We start from the raw sequence: 14,550 nt of genomic DNA on the forward strand, positions 1-14,550 counted from the left end.
CCTCAGATCACGATCAAGTCGGCTTGCAAGGCGCCGGCCTGTTTCAGCGCTTCGAGGATGGCCATCAAGTCACCCGGCGCGGCGCCGACCTGGTTCACCGCCCGGACGATTTCGTCGAGGGTGGTGCCCGGGCCGAACTTGAACATCGGCTTGGCTTCCTGCTGGGCGTTGACCCGCGAGCGCGGCACGACGGCCGTCTGCCCGTTGGACAGCGGGCCGGGCTGGCTGACGATCGGGTCTTCGGTGATGGTCACGGTCAGGCTGCCGTGGGTCACGGCGGCCGGGGATACCTTGACGTTCTGGCCGATCACGATGGTGCCGGTGCGGGAGTTGATGATGACTTTCGCCACCGCCTGGCCCGGGTCGACTTCAAGGTTTTCGAGGATCGACAGGTAGTCGACGCGCTGGCTTGGATCGAGCGGCGCGCTGACGCGAATCGAGCCGCCGTCGATGGCCTGGGCCACGCCGGGGCCGAGCAGGTCGTTGATCTTGTCGACGATGCGCTTGGCGGTGGTGAAGTCCGAACGGTTGAGGTTCAGGGTCAGGCTGTTGCCCTGGTTGAACCCGCTCGGCACCGAACGCTCAACCGAGGCCCCACCGGGGATGCGCCCGGCCGAGGGCACGTTGACCGTGATCTTGGAACCGTCGCGACCTTCGGCATCGAAGCCGCCGACCACCAGGTTGCCCTGGGCGATGGCGTAGACGTTGCCGTCGATGCCCTTGAGCGGGGTCAGCAGCAAGGTGCCGCCGCGCAGGCTCTTGGAGTTGCCGATGGAGGACACGGTAATGTCGATCTGCTGACCCGGCTTGGCGAACGCCGGCAAGTCGGCACTGATCGACACGGCCGCGACGTTTTTCAACTGCACGTTGCCCGAACCCGGCGGCACCTTGATGCCGAACTGCGAGAGCATGTTGTTGAAGGTCTGCAGCGTGAACGGGGTCTGGGTCGTCTGGTCGCCGGTGCCGTTGAGCCCGACCACCAGGCCGTAGCCGATCAATTGGTTGGAACGCACCCCGGAAATGCTGGCGATGTCCTTCAGGCGCTCAGCCTGGGCGCTGGACGCTGCACACACCAACAAGGCCGCAACGATGAGACTTCTCAAATTCAACGTGGCCACCTAGAAAGGGAACAGCGGGCTGAGGAAGAAACGGTCGAACCAGCCTGGCTGACTCGCGTCGGCAAAGGCACCGGTGCCCGAATAGGTGATGCGTGCGTCGGCGACCCGGGTCGAGGACACGGTGTTGTCGGTGGCGATGTCATCGGCGCGCACCAGGCCGGCAATCCGCACCAGCTCGTCACCGGTGTTGAGGGTCAGCCATTTCTCGCCGCGCACGGCGATGATGCCGTTGGGCAAGACGTCGGCGACGGTCACCGTGATCGAACCGGTGAGGCTGTTGCTCTGGCCGGACTTGCTGTCGCCCTTGGTTGCGCGGTCGCCGGCGTAACCGACGTCCAGGCTCAGGTTACCGCTGCCCACCGGGTCGTTGGTGCTCAGACCGCCGCCGAAAAACGAGCTCAGGCCGATGTCGGTCTTGCTGTTCTTGGCGGTTTGCGAATTGGCGTTCTTGCTGGCCTGGGTGCGCTCGTTCAGGGTGATGGTGATGATGTCACCGACCCGGAACGCCTTGCGGTCGCTGTACAGGTTCTGTTCGAAACCGGCCTGGTAGATCGAGCCGTTGTTGGCCGCCGCCGGCAGCGGCGTGCGCGGCAACACCGGGGCGTAGTAAGGGTCATTGGGCTTGGGCGGTGGGGCGACACAACCCGCGAGCGCGGTGATCCCACTCAGTGCCAGGACAGATACAAAGCGATTCATGACCCTACCTCACGGTGTTGCTGGCGACCACGTGGGCGCCCCATGGACTTGATTACAGATTCTGCGTGACGAACGAGAGCATCTGGTCGGCGGTGGAAATCACCTTGGAGTTCATCTCGTAGGCGCGTTGAGTGGTGATCATGTTGACCATCTCTTCAACGGTGCTGACGTTGGAGGTTTCCAGGGTGTTCTGCAGCGTGGTGCCGAAACCGGCCAGGCCCGGGGTGCCGACTTGCGGCGCGCCGCTGGCGGCGGTTTCCAGGAACAGGTTGTTGCCCACTGCCTGCAGGCCGGCCGGGTTGATGAAGTCGGCGGTTTGCAGGTTGCCGATCACCTGGGCGGCCGGGTTGCCGGCCACGGTGATGGACACGGTGCCGTCGCGACCGACCGTGAAGGTCTGGGCGTCGTTGGGGATGACGATGGCCGGTTCCAGGGCGAAGCCGCTGGCGTTGACGATCTGGCCGTTGGAGTCGAGGTGGAAGGTACCGTCACGGGTGTAGGACGTGGTGCCGTCCGGCTGCAGGATCTGGAAGAAACCGCGGCCGTCGATGGCCATGTCCAACGGTTGCTCGGTGGTCTGCAGGCTGCCGGCGGTGAAGTTTTTCTGGGTGCCGACGATGCGCACACCGGTGCCCACTTGTAGACCCGACGGCAGTTCGCTGTCCTGGGTCGACTGGGCGCCTGGCTGGCGTTTGATCTGGTAGAGCAAGTCCTGGAACTCGGCGCGGTCACGTTTGAAACCCGTGGTCGAGACGTTGGCCAGGTTGTTGGAAATGGTCGTCAGGTTGGTGTCCTGGGCGGACAGGCCTGTTTTGGCAACCCATAGAGCCGGAAGCATTCGATTCTCCTCGTGCGCCTGTTTTACGGCGCGACGTTCTGATGATTATTAGATCTGCAAGACCCGAGCCATGGCCTGGTCGTCTTCTTTGGCGGTGTTCATCATCTTGACGTGCAGTTCGAACTGCTTGGCCAGGGCCAGCACCGAGGTCATCTCTTCCACGGCATTGACGTTGCTCGACTCGAGGAAGCCGGACACCAGCTTGACGTTGGCATCGGCCTGCGCCGGCTGGCCGTCCTTGGTGTGGATCGAACCGTCCAGGCCTTTGGTCATGTTCTTGAAGTCCGGGTTGACCAGTTTGATGCGGTCGACTTGCGCCATCACCCGCGGGCCCTCGCCCATCGCCCGAATGCTGATGCTGCCGTCCTCGCCCACTTCGATCTGCTGCTCGGGCGGCACGGCAATCGGCCCGCCATTGCCCAGCACCGGCATGCCGTTGCCGGCCCGCAGCACGCCGAGGGCGTCGACGTTCAGGCTGCCGGTGCGCACGTAGCTTTCGCCGCCGTCGGGGTTCTGCACCGCAATCCAGCCGTTGCCTTGCACGGCGACATCGAGGTCGCGGCCGGTCTCTACCAGCGCGCCAGGGGAAAAGTCGGTGGCCGGACGCTCGGTCAGGGCAAACGCCCGCGCCGCAAAGCCGTCACCGAACACCGGCATCGAACGCGCCTGCTCCAGGTCTTTCTGGAAGCCGTTGGTGGAGATGTTCGCCAGGTTGTTCGCATGAGCCTTCTGCGCCAGTGCATTCTGGCTGGCGCCGGTCATTGCCACATAAAGGTACTTGTCCACACTCTTTCCTCTGCATGCCGGACGTTTGCCGCCCACAGCTGTACTGCTGAGCCATAAGCAATTTGCAGACCAACTTTTTTCTGGCGGCGCGGGGGCCGGCAAACAAAGGGGTTGAGGGGTTCAGGAGGGAATGGGGGATTGTGTCAAAGTCGAAAAACCGGCGGTGTTATGCCGGTGGGTGGCAAGGCTTGACCTGAGTGTTGCCTATGCTGGCCTCATCGCGGGCAAGCCCGCTCCCACAGGGTTGTTGGTTGTTCAGGGATAGTGTGAACCCTGAAGATCCCTGTGGGAGCGGGCTTGCCCGCGAAGAGGCCCGAACAAACACAACAAGCGCCCGCTATGTCTCGGTCTTGCCAACCTCATATTCGCGCAACTTGTTGGCAATGGTGGTATGCGAAACCCCCAACCGCTTCCCCAGTTGCCGACTGCTCGGATGCTCGGAATACAGCCGCTCCAGCACCGCCTTCTCGAAGCGCCCGACAATCTCGTCCAGCCCACCCTCCAGCGAGAAATCGCCAAGGGGCTGACGCACTCCGTAATCCGGCAATCGAATGTGCTCGGCCTTGACCGTCCCGCCCTCGCACAACGAAACCGCCTGGAACAACACATTCTCCAGTTGCCGGACATTGCCCGGCCAATGGTAGTGACTGAGCCGCTCCATCGCCGCCGGCGCCAGTTTCGGCAGCGGGCAACCGATCTGCCGGCTGGCTTGATCGAGGAAGTGTTCCACCAGCGGCGTCAACCCGTCGAGACACTCGCGCAACGGCGGGATGTGCAACGACAGCACGTTCAGGCGGTGATACAGATCCTGGCGAAACTCCCCGCGAGCGCACAGCTCGGACAGGTCGACCTGGGTCGCGCAGATCACGCGCACATCCAGATAAACCTCTTCATCACTGCCGACACGACGGAAGCAACCGTCCTGCAGGAAACGCAGCAATTTCACCTGCAGGCGCGGGCTCATTTCGCCGACGCCGTCGAGAAACAGCGTACCGCCCGCCGTCAGCTCCAGCAGCCCGAGCTTGCCTTCGGCCCGCGCCCCTTCAAAGGCGCCGGGGCCGTAGCCGAACAACTCGGTCTCGGCCATGGATTCCGGCAGGCCGGCGCAGTTGAGCGCCATCAGCGGTGACTGGCCACGGGGGCTCGCCAGGTGGCAGGCGCGCGCCAGCAACTCCTTGCCGGTGCCGGTTTCGCCTTCTATCAATAGCGGCGCATCCAGCGGCGCCATGCGCCGGGCTTCGCGCACCACGGCGGCCATCACTTTCGAACTCTGGAAGATGCTGTCGAACCCGCGCAGTTCCTGCTTGCGCACGTTATAAATGCGCTCACCCACCCGATCCGCGCGATGCAGGGTCAGCACCGCGCCGGCCATGGCTTCGCTGTCGTCATGCTCCGATTGCAACGGCGCAATGTCGGCGAGAAACACGTCGCCCTTGACCTTGACCCGCAGCCCGTTGATCCGCGACTTGTTGGCGCGCACCAGTTCCGGCAAGTCGAAATCCTCGGCGTACCGCGACAACGGGATCCCCGGCACCTCATCGACGCGCACCCCGAGCAACTGCGCCGCCGCACGGTTGGCCGCGACGATCGAGCCGCCCATGTCGATCGACAGCACCGGAAACTCCAGCGCGCCGAGCAAGGCATTGAGCTCCATGTGCCGACGCTCGCTGGGCATCAGCCCGACACGCTTGACCCCGAAGACCCCGGCAATCGATTCGAATTTCGGCCGTAGCGCCTGGAACTGAATGTTGATCAGGTTCGGGCAAAGCAGGTAGATGGCATTGCCATGCTCACCGCCGACCTCGCCGCGAGCGACGTTGATCCCGTATTCCACCAGCAGGTTGAGAATGTCGCGCAGGATGCCGATGCGGTTCTGGCAGTGAACTTTGATACGCATATAAAGGCCTGAAAAAGCGGTGAATGAGGTAGATAGCAGGCGCTCGACCTGTAGGAGCAAGCTTGCTCGCGATAGCGGTGGATCAGGTAAATAAAAGTCGTCTGACACACCGCTTTCGCGAGCAAGCTTGCTCCTACCAGGCATGTTGCAGTGCCCTTGGGCGTATTTTTCTGCTGAGGTACGCAGATAGTCGTCAAGATTATGTGACACCTGCACGCCATTTCAACCCCGCAGATCTCAATACTTGCGCGGCAAGCGGCAAACCGTAACGAATACTTTACGAAAACCGTGGTATTTTCCTGCGCCCGCTGCAAACCACCTGCTGCAACGCCGAACACCTTGGGGTATTTCTAAGTCCATAGCAGGACATAACAAGAACGAAATCCCCTAGCAGGAGAGCAGCATGAAGCAGACGCACTACGTGGCTCGCGAGCCCGATGCGCAAGGTTTTATCGACTACCCCGCCGAAGAACACGCGGTGTGGAACACGCTGATCACTCGCCAACTGAAAGTGATCGAAGGGCGTGCGTGCCAGGAATACCTGGACGGTATCGAAAAACTCGGTCTGCCCCACGACCGCATTCCGCAACTGGGCGAGATCAACAAGGTGCTCGGTGAAACCACCGGCTGGCAAGTTGCCCGGGTGCCTGCACTGATCCCCTTCCAGACCTTTTTCGAATTGCTCGCCAACAAACAGTTTCCGGTGGCGACCTTCATTCGTACCCGCGAAGAGCTGGATTACCTGCAAGAGCCGGACATTTTCCACGAGATCTTCGGTCACTGCCCGCTGCTGACTAACCCCTGGTTCGCCGAATTCACCCACACCTACGGCAAACTCGGCCTGCAGGCGACCAAGGAAGAGCGCGTGTACCTGGCGCGCCTGTACTGGATGACCATCGAGTTTGGCCTGGTCGATACGCCGCAAGGCATGCGCATCTACGGCGGCGGCATTCTGTCCTCGCCTAAAGAAACGGTGTACTGCCTGTCGAATGAACCTGAGCATCAGACGTTCGACCCGCTGGAATGCATGCGCACGCCGTATCGCATCGACATCCTGCAGCCGCTGTATTTTGTTCTGCCGAACCTCAAGCGCCTGTTCGATGTGGCCCATGAAGACATCATGAGCATGGTCAAGCAAGGCATGCAGCTGGGCTTGCACACCCCCAAATTTCCGCCAAAAGCCGCGTGATCCGCGGCTTTTAGAATCATGTGAGCCTGTCAGGAACCGACGCTTTGGTTTAGCGTGGTGAGATTGACGGCCGATTTCCAATAATTCGATTTCAGGAACCCATCATGTCCACATTGAACCAAGCCCACTGCGAAGCCTGCCAAGCCGGCGCCCCTCAGGTCAGCGACGAAGAACTGCCGGTGCTGATCAAGCAGATCCCTGACTGGAACATCGAAGTCCGCGACGGCGTGATGCAGCTGGAAAAAGTGTTCCTGTTCAAGAATTTCAAGCACGCCCTGGCGTTCACCAACGCCGTTGGTGAAATCTCCGAGGCCGAAGGTCACCACCCGGGCCTGCTGACCGAGTGGGGCAAAGTCACCGTGACCTGGTGGAGCCATTCCATCAAGGGCCTGCACCGCAACGATTTCATCATGGCCGCGCGCACCGACGACGTGGCCAAGGACGCCGAGGGCCGCAAATAATGCATTTCGACGCCATAGGTCGAGTCCCCGGCGACCCGATCCTCGGCCTGATGGAGGCCTATGCGCTGGACCCGAACCCGCGCAAATTCGACCTCGGCGTGGGCGTCTACAAAGATGCCCAGGGCCTGACCTCGATACCTCAGGCGGTGAAGCTCGCCGAAGCGCGGCTGGTGGATCGTCAGGCCACCAAGACCTACATCGGCGGTCACGGCGAACCGGCGTTCGGCAAAGTTATCAATGAGCTGGTACTGGGTGCCGACTCTGCGCTGATCGCCGAACAACGGGCCGGTGTGACGCAGACGCCGGGTGGCACCGGTGCGTTGCGCTTGAGCGCCGACTTCATCGCGCAGTGCCTGCCGGGCCGTGGCGTGTGGTTGAGCAGTCCGACCTGGCCGATTCACGAAACCATCTTCGCCGCGGCGGGCGTCAAGGTCAGTCACTACCCTTACGTGGGCAGCGACAACCGTCTCGATGTCGACGCGATGCTGGCGGCACTCGAAGCGGCACCCAAGGGTGATGTCGTGTTGCTGCACGCCTGCTGCCACAACCCGACCGGGTTCGACCTGTCCCATGACGACTGGCGCCGGTTATTGAAGGTAGTGCGCAGCCGCGACCTGTTGCCCCTGATTGATTTTGCCTACCAGGGCTTCGGCGATGGCCTGGAACAGGATGCCTGGTCGACCCGGCTGTTTGCCGCCGAGTTGCCGGAAGTGTTGATCACCAGTTCCTGCTCGAAGAACTTCGGCCTGTACCGCGACCGTACCGGCGCGTTGATTGTTTGCGCCAAGACCGCCGACAAGCTGGTGGATATCCGCAGCCAACTGGCCAACATCGCCCGCAACCTGTGGTCGACGCCGCCGGATCACGGCGCCGCTGTCGTGGCGACCATCCTTGGCGATCCGCAGCTGAAAAGTCTCTGGGCCGATGAAGTGGAGACGATGCGCTTGCGTATCGCCCAGCTGCGCAGCGGCCTGGTGGAAGCCCTTGAGCCGCACGGGTTGCGCGAGCGCTTTGCTCATATTGGCGTGCAGCGCGGAATGTTTTCCTACACCGGGTTGACGCCGGAGCAGGTTAAAAAACTGCGTGATCAACACAGTGTGTACATGGTCGGCACTGGCCGGGCGAATGTGGCGGGGATTGATGCGACGCGTTTGGATCTGCTGGCCGAGGCGATTGCAGACGTCTGCAAATAACCACCTGCCTCCCTGTGGGCTGGCTTGTCGGATCGCCGCACCGCAGTGAAGGCGGCGTGTCAGCCAATACACCAATCGACTGACACACCACACCCCCTGTAGGAGCTGGCTTGCCAGCGAAAGCGGTGTATCAGTCGATACATGTATTGGCTGACACACCGTCTTCGCTGGCAAGCCAGCTCCTACAGGGTGCGGTGTATCAGTCGATGCATATCTGACCTGTCTATACAACCCCATCCGTCGAAACAAATGGATATAAAAGTCTATTTGTCATTTCGACTCCTGTATCCTTCCCAGGCTTTTTAAAAGCGCGGATCTACCCAGATCTATCAACAGACTTTGCGAGGAGCGCGATATGCACGAGATCCCTAATCTCCCCTTCCCAAGCCTGCACGAAACTGAGCAGACGACCACGCAACAAGCCGGTGCCCAACAGCCCGAGCCGAAAGAAGCATCTGAACGCCGCCAGGCCGACAGCGAAGACTGAAACACCTGCAATGCCAGACCGTGTGGAAAGCGCTAACATGCGCTTTCCACACCGCCTGAACCTCGAGCGCCACCCCATGACCGACGAATTCAACCCTTCTTTTGATGAAGAGCAGCAGGCCAGCGTCCTGATCGGCACCGCCGAGAAGATGATCGAGATCTGGCACCGCCTGTCCCCCGAGAAACAAGCCACCTTGCTCGCCCGTTTCGGCAGCGAAGAAAATGCCCTGGCCGCCCTGGTCACCACGCAACTGGTTGCTCCGCAGCGCCCTGAATGACCCTCTGCGGCAAATAGTTTTACTTTTCCACGCCCCGTGGCCGCTCGCGCCGCTATCATAAGCAGCCTATCTATCCTGCTGCCCCGTGGACCTTTACCTCATGTCTGAAAACCAGCGCCCCCTGGCGGTCACGCTGCAAGTCGTCTCCATCGTCCTGTTTACCTTCATCGGCTACCTCAACATCGGGATTCCCCTGGCCGTATTGCCGGGCTATGTCCACAGCGACCTGGGTTTCGGCGCGGTGATCGCCGGCCTGGTGATCAGCGTGCAATACCTGGCCACCCTGCTCAGCCGGCCCTATGCCGGGAAGATCATCGATAACAAGGGCAGCAAGCTCGCGGTGATGTACGGCCTCGCCGGCTGCGGCTTGAGCGGTGTGTTCATGCTGATTTCCGCCTGGACCCAGAGCCTGCCGACCTTGAGCCTGATCAGCCTGTTGATCGGCCGACTGGTGCTCGGCAGCGCGGAAAGCCTGGTCGGTTCGGGCTCGATCGGCTGGGGCATCGGCCGGGTCGGCGCAGCGAACACCGCCAAGGTCATCTCCTGGAACGGCATCGCCAGCTATGGCGCGCTGGCGGTCGGTGCGCCGCTGGGGGTGTTGCTGGTCAGTCGATGGGGCTTGTGGAGCATGGGCGTGAGTATCGTGCTGCTGGCCATCCTCGGCCTGGCGCTGGCATGGCCGAAAACCGCGGCGCCGATCGTGGTCGGCGAACGCCTGCCGTTCATGCATGTGCTGGGGCGGGTGTTGCCCCATGGCTGCGGACTGGCGCTGGGCTCCATCGGTTTCGGCACTATCGCGACCTTCATCACCCTGTATTACGCCACGCAACACTGGGATAACGCGGTGCTGTGCCTGAGCCTGTTCGGCGCCAGCTTCATCGGCGCCCGGTTGCTGTTCGGCAACCTGATCAACCGCCTCGGCGGCTTTCGCGTGGCGATTGCCTGCCTGTCGGTGGAAACCCTGGGCTTGCTGCTGCTGTGGCTGGCGCCGGATGCGCATTGGGCGCTGGCCGGCGCAGCGCTGAGCGGTTTCGGCTTCTCGCTGGTGTTCCCGGCACTGGGGGTGGAAGCGGTCAACCTGGTGCCGGCCTCCAGCCGTGGCGCGGCGGTCGGGGCTTATTCGTTGTTCATCGATTTGTCACTGGGGATTACCGGCCCGCTGGCCGGTGCGATTGCGGCAGGTTTCGGGTTTGCCTCGATCTTCCTGTTCGCCGCCCTCGCCGCCCTGAGCGGCCTGGCCCTGAGCGTTTACCTGTACCGGCAGGCGCCAAAACACCTGAGTGAGAAGCACCGCGAAGAACGGGACGCGCGCTAGAAGTCGACCTTGCCACGCCCGGCCTTGATGCTGCCGCGCTTGGTCTTGGATTCGAGCCGGCGCTTTTTCGAACCGAGGGTCGGCTTGGTCGGACGGCGTTTCTTTTCGACCTTGGTGGCGCTGAGGATCAACTCGGTCAGGCGCTCCAGCGCGTCGGCGCGATTGGCTTCCTGGGTGCGGTATTGCTGGGCCTTGATGATCAACACGCCTTCGCTGGTGATCCGGCTGTCCCGCAACGCCAGCAGCCGCTCCTTGTAGAACTCGGGCAAGGACGAGGCCGGAATGTCGAAGCGCAGGTGCACCGCACTGGAGACCTTGTTGACGTTCTGCCCACCCGCCCCCTGGGCACGAATGGCCGTCAATTCGATCTCGGCATCCGGCAGATGCACGTTGTTGGAAATCACCAGCATGGAAAAAGGTCCGTATTCAGAACGCGCAGGATACCGCGAATGAACTGGAAGAATGCGGTCCCTGTGGGAGCGTGGCTAGCCCGCGATGAACGATAACGCGGTATGCCTGATGGACCGCGGCGCCTGAATCGCGGGCAAGCCACGCTCCCACAGGGTTATGCATCAATCCTGAAAACGACAAACCCGGCACATGGCCGGGTTTGTTGTTTCTGCACTCTGCGCTTACTTCGCGCTTGAGCCAGCAGCCTGCAGCGCATGCTGCGCGCTGCGCTTGTTCTTGATGCCGTAGCAGATCCACATGAATGCCACCCACACCGGAATCGCGTACACCGAGATCTTAATCCCCGGGATCAACAACATCACGCCGAGGATGAACACCACGAACGCCAGGCACACGTAGTTCCCGTACGGGTACCACAACGCCTTGAACAGCGGCGTCTGCCTGGTTTTGTCCATGTGCTGGCGGAACTTGAAGTGCGAGAAGCTGATCATTGCCCAGTTGATCACCAGGGTCGCGACCACCAGCGACATCAACAGCTCAAGGGCGCTGTGCGGAATCAGGTAGTTCAGCAACACGGCGATCAGCGTCACGGCGGCCGACGCCAGGATCGAACGCACAGGCACACCGCGCTTGTCGATCTTCGCCAGGGCTTTCGGCGCATCGCCCTGCTCGGCCATGCCCAGCAGCATGCGGCTGTTGCAGTAGGTGCCGCTGTTGTACACCGACAATGCCGCGGTCAGGACCACGAAGTTGAGGATGTGCGCGGCGGTGTTGCTGCCGAGCATCGAGAACACTTGTACGAACGGGCTGCCGCTATAGGAGTCGCCGGAGGCGTTCAGGGTCGCCAGCAGGCTATCCCATGGCGTCAGCGACAGCAGAATGACCAGCGCACCAATGTAGAAAATCAGGATCCGGTAGATCACCTGGTTGATGGCTTTGGGGATCACGGTTTTCGGCTGGTCGGCTTCTGCTGCGGTGAAACCGAGCATTTCCAGGCCACCGAAGGAGAACATGATAATCGCCATGGCCATGACCAGACCGCTGACACCGTTCGGGAAGAAGCCGCCGTGGGACCACAGGTTGGTCACCGACGCTTGCGGGCCGCCGTTGCCGCTGACCAGCAGGTAGCTGCCGAGGGCAATCATGCCGACGATGGCCACGACCTTGATGATCGCAAACCAGAACTCGGCCTCGCCAAAGACTTTGACGTTGGCCAGGTTGATCAGGTTGATCAGCACGAAGAACCCGGCGGCCGAGACCCAGGTCGGGATGTCCGGCGCCCAGTAGTGGATGTATTTGCCGACCGCGGTCAGCTCCGACATGCCCACCAGGATGTACAGGATCCAGCAGTTCCAGCCCGACAGGAAGCCGGCGAAACCGCCCCAGTACTTGTGCGCGAAGTGGCTGAAGGAACCGGCCACCGGCTCTTCGACAATCATTTCGCCGAGCTGGCGCATGATCATGAAGGCAATGAAGCCGCAGATGGCGTAGCCGAGGATCATCGACGGGCCAGCGGATTTCAGTACCCCGGCCGAACCGAGGAACAGTCCGGTACCGATCGCGCCACCGAGGGCGATCAGTTGAATATGGCGATTTTTCAGGCCGCGCTTCAGCTCGCCTGAATGCGAGTTTTGTCCACTCATGAAAAGGGTCTCACGCAAGGTTTGATGATGTTCGTTAGACGTTGCTGCTCGGTTACGGCTTCAAGCAGCGCCGATCAAACCCCAGCGCAGGCACCGGGAGTCCAGCGTTTTTACAACGGTCATGCGTCACCTGTTTGTTTTTATCTGTGACGAAATCGGACCCGACACGCTCGTGACGTGGCGGAGTGAACAAGGCGGATAACCTTGAGGTTTGCGCAGATGCGCAGGAGGTCACAGTTAAAACGCGGCGCATTGTACACCTGTAACCCCCTGCTGCCAGACACCGTTGGATCAACGCGTCGTTTGCCGGGATTGCCTGTGTCCGCCCCGAGTGTCTCGGGCGGCTGCAAAAATTGAGTCAGACCTTTGCAGGTCCTGGACGGGGGCGGCAGAAAAATCGCCCTTTGGGGAGAGATGGAGATGAGTCACGGCGTACATTGCGCCTCCTTCTTGTTATGCACCTGCACGACAGGCATGGGGCGCATCTGATCCTTGATGAGGCTGTGAAACAAGCGGGCCAGAGGGCTGTAAAGAGTTTGAAGAGCCAACCGGATGGAAGTATTTCCTTACAGTGTCTGGAAAATCACCAATCCAAAGGACCAATCAGCAGATTTCGTCAGATTTTCGTTACAGGGCGTAACGCTGGTTTTCCGTTTCGAGCTCGGTGGAGTTGCTATTGGCGCCATCGCGGGCAAGCCCGCTCCCACAGGGAGCGTGGGTGTAAGCAAGATCCATATGCACCCCGGAACACTGTGGGAGCGGGCTTGCCCGCGATGGCGCCCGCAAAAACACTACAAAACCAAAGCAGGGCTCAAAAAAAACGCCAACCCGAAGGTTGGCGTTTTTGATGAAGCGCTTACCACTTACTCAGGCTTGCGACGACCAAAGCCCGGACGCTGGCCGGAGCCGGCCGGGGCGCCGCGGCGTTTGCCCGAGGGTGCGTCCTTGTCGACCAGGACGATGCCCGGGCGTTTCTTCGGCGCCGGCTTGGCCGGGCGCTTGGTGTCGGACGGACGGTCCGCCACTGGCGTACCGCGAGCCGAATCACCACGAGGTTCACCACGACCTGCCGGGGCGCCGCGATCACTGCGACCACCGCTTGGCGCACCGCGGCCTTCACCGCGCTCGGTGCGACCGTTGGCCGGACGTGGCGTGCGTGGACCGCGCTCGCCGTCAGCACGAGGTGCTGCTGGCTTGCGGGCTGGACGCTCGCCTTCGATTTGCGGTTCACGGGAGTCACGCGGCGTAGCAGCGGTCTGGTTACCGATGGCTGGACGCAACGAACGCACGCGCTCGGTCTTGCCCATCGGACGCGACGATTTACGCTGCATGCGATCGAGCTTGTCTTTGCTCTTGGCGTTCATCTGCGGCATGGCCACCGGGGTCAGGCCCACTTCAGCACTCAGAATGTCGACTTCGTACTGGCTCATTTCGCGCCAGCGACCCATCGGCAGGTCGGAGTTGAGAAACACCGGACCGAAACGCACGCGCTTCAGACGGCTGACCACCAGGCCCTGGGATTCCCACAGACGACGGACTTCGCGGTTGCGACCTTCCATCACCACGCAGTGGTACCAGTGGTTGAAACCTTCGCCACCCGGGGCTTGCTTGATGTCGGTGAACTTGGCCGGGCCGTCTTCGAGGACGACGCCTGCCTTCAAGCGCTCGATCATCTCATCATCGACTTCGCCACGCACACGGACTGCGTATTCACGGTCCATTTCGTAGGACGGGTGCATCAGGCGGTTGGCCAGCTCACCGTCGGTGGTGAACATCAGCAGACCGGTGGTGTTGATGTCCAGACGGCCGATGTTGATCCAGCGACCTTCTTTCGGGCGCGGCATCTTGTCGAAAACGGTTGGACGGCCTTCCGGGTCGAGGCGGGTGCAGATTTCGCCGTCGGGCTTGTTGTACATGATCACGCGGCGTACCGACTCGGCGGCTTCTTCGCGCTTGATCACCTTGCCATCAATGGTGATGGCGTCGTGCATGTCGACGCGCTGACCGAGGGTGGCGTCTTTGCCATTGACCTTGATGCGGCCGTGGCTGATCCAGGCTTCTACGTCACGGCGCGAGCCGACGCCGATACGGGCGAGGACTTTCTGCAGCTTTTCGCCTGCTGGGCCGATTTCCTGGTCGTCTTTCTGGTCTTTGATACTCATCTGGGCACCTCCCGGTGTGGTCTGTTCAGGCAGCTCGAAGTGAGGGGCCTGAAGCGTTGAAAGCTGGGTACTCGGGC

General features: G+C 61.6%; 14 protein-coding genes. 6 read left to right on the forward strand and 8 right to left on the reverse strand.

Going from position 1 to position 14,550, the window contains the following annotated elements:
* Positions 1-2: 2 nt before the first annotated feature.
* From ACA062_RS24895 to ACA062_RS24915, 5 genes are all read right to left on the reverse strand, one after another.
* Entirely contained in the window at positions 3-1,109 is a 1,107-nt protein-coding gene (locus ACA062_RS24895) for a flagellar basal body P-ring protein FlgI (protein ID WP_497453447.1), read from the reverse strand.
* Between the two features lie 9 nt (positions 1,110-1,118).
* The gene (gene flgH, locus ACA062_RS24900) at positions 1,119-1,814 is read right to left on the reverse strand and encodes a flagellar basal body L-ring protein FlgH (protein ID WP_138968644.1); all 696 of its coding nucleotides are present in this window, start codon (positions 1,812-1,814) and stop codon (positions 1,119-1,121) included.
* 52 nt (positions 1,815-1,866) lie between these two features.
* On the reverse strand, positions 1,867-2,652 hold the full coding sequence (flgG, locus tag ACA062_RS24905; RefSeq protein ID WP_128871735.1) for a flagellar basal-body rod protein FlgG: 786 nt from the start codon (positions 2,650-2,652) through the stop codon (positions 1,867-1,869).
* Between the two features lie 48 nt (positions 2,653-2,700).
* The gene (locus ACA062_RS24910) at positions 2,701-3,438 is read right to left on the reverse strand and encodes a flagellar basal body rod protein FlgF (protein WP_497453448.1); all 738 of its coding nucleotides are present in this window, start codon (positions 3,436-3,438) and stop codon (positions 2,701-2,703) included.
* A gap of 337 nt (positions 3,439-3,775) precedes the next feature.
* Positions 3,776-5,335 carry a sigma-54-dependent transcriptional regulator gene (locus tag ACA062_RS24915; RefSeq protein ID WP_497453449.1) on the reverse strand — a complete coding sequence of 520 codons (1,560 nt, stop codon included), beginning with the start codon at positions 5,333-5,335 and terminating at the stop codon, positions 3,776-3,778.
* 403 nt (positions 5,336-5,738) lie between these two features.
* Here ACA062_RS24915 and phhA point away from each other — a divergent pair, with 403 nt between their 5' ends.
* The 6 genes from phhA (at position 5,739) to ACA062_RS24945 (ending at position 10,257) form a co-directional block, all read left to right on the forward strand.
* Positions 5,739-6,524 (forward strand): phenylalanine 4-monooxygenase, encoded by a 786-nt coding sequence (gene phhA / locus ACA062_RS24920; RefSeq protein ID WP_497453450.1) that lies wholly within the window; start codon positions 5,739-5,741, stop codon positions 6,522-6,524.
* A 104-nt stretch (positions 6,525-6,628) separates the two neighbouring features.
* Positions 6,629-6,985, forward strand: coding sequence for a 4a-hydroxytetrahydrobiopterin dehydratase (locus ACA062_RS24925; RefSeq protein ID WP_150712199.1), 357 nt, complete (start codon positions 6,629-6,631; stop codon positions 6,983-6,985).
* On the forward strand, positions 6,985-8,178 hold the full coding sequence (locus ACA062_RS24930; protein WP_497453451.1) for an amino acid aminotransferase: 1,194 nt from the start codon (positions 6,985-6,987) through the stop codon (positions 8,176-8,178). Before ACA062_RS24925 ends, ACA062_RS24930 begins: the two co-directional genes overlap by 1 nt.
* Before the next feature lie 355 nt (positions 8,179-8,533).
* Positions 8,534-8,665, forward strand: coding sequence for a hypothetical protein (locus ACA062_RS24935; RefSeq protein ID WP_307328006.1), 132 nt, complete (start codon positions 8,534-8,536; stop codon positions 8,663-8,665).
* A gap of 76 nt (positions 8,666-8,741) precedes the next feature.
* On the forward strand, positions 8,742-8,942 hold the full coding sequence (locus ACA062_RS24940) for a hypothetical protein (RefSeq protein ID WP_497457495.1): 201 nt from the start codon (positions 8,742-8,744) through the stop codon (positions 8,940-8,942).
* A 100-nt stretch (positions 8,943-9,042) separates the two neighbouring features.
* Positions 9,043-10,257 carry an MFS transporter gene (locus ACA062_RS24945; protein ID WP_497453452.1) on the forward strand — a complete coding sequence of 405 codons (1,215 nt, stop codon included), beginning with the start codon at positions 9,043-9,045 and terminating at the stop codon, positions 10,255-10,257.
* On the opposite strand, the gene arfB is transcribed toward ACA062_RS24945, so the two are convergent.
* The 3 genes from arfB to rluB form a co-directional block, all read right to left on the reverse strand.
* On the reverse strand, positions 10,254-10,667 hold the full coding sequence (gene arfB, locus ACA062_RS24950; protein WP_008010994.1) for an alternative ribosome rescue aminoacyl-tRNA hydrolase ArfB: 414 nt from the start codon (positions 10,665-10,667) through the stop codon (positions 10,254-10,256). The genes ACA062_RS24945 and arfB overlap by 4 nt on opposite strands.
* A gap of 222 nt (positions 10,668-10,889) precedes the next feature.
* The gene (locus ACA062_RS24955; protein WP_497453453.1) at positions 10,890-12,311 is read right to left on the reverse strand and encodes an amino acid permease; all 1,422 of its coding nucleotides are present in this window, start codon (positions 12,309-12,311) and stop codon (positions 10,890-10,892) included.
* 863 nt (positions 12,312-13,174) lie between these two features.
* On the reverse strand, positions 13,175-14,473 hold the full coding sequence (gene rluB, locus ACA062_RS24960) for a 23S rRNA pseudouridine(2605) synthase RluB (RefSeq protein WP_497453454.1): 1,299 nt from the start codon (positions 14,471-14,473) through the stop codon (positions 13,175-13,177).
* Between the last annotated feature and the right edge of the window lie 77 nt (positions 14,474-14,550).

It is taken from the genome of Pseudomonas sp. LBUM1679 (assembly GCF_059695565.1).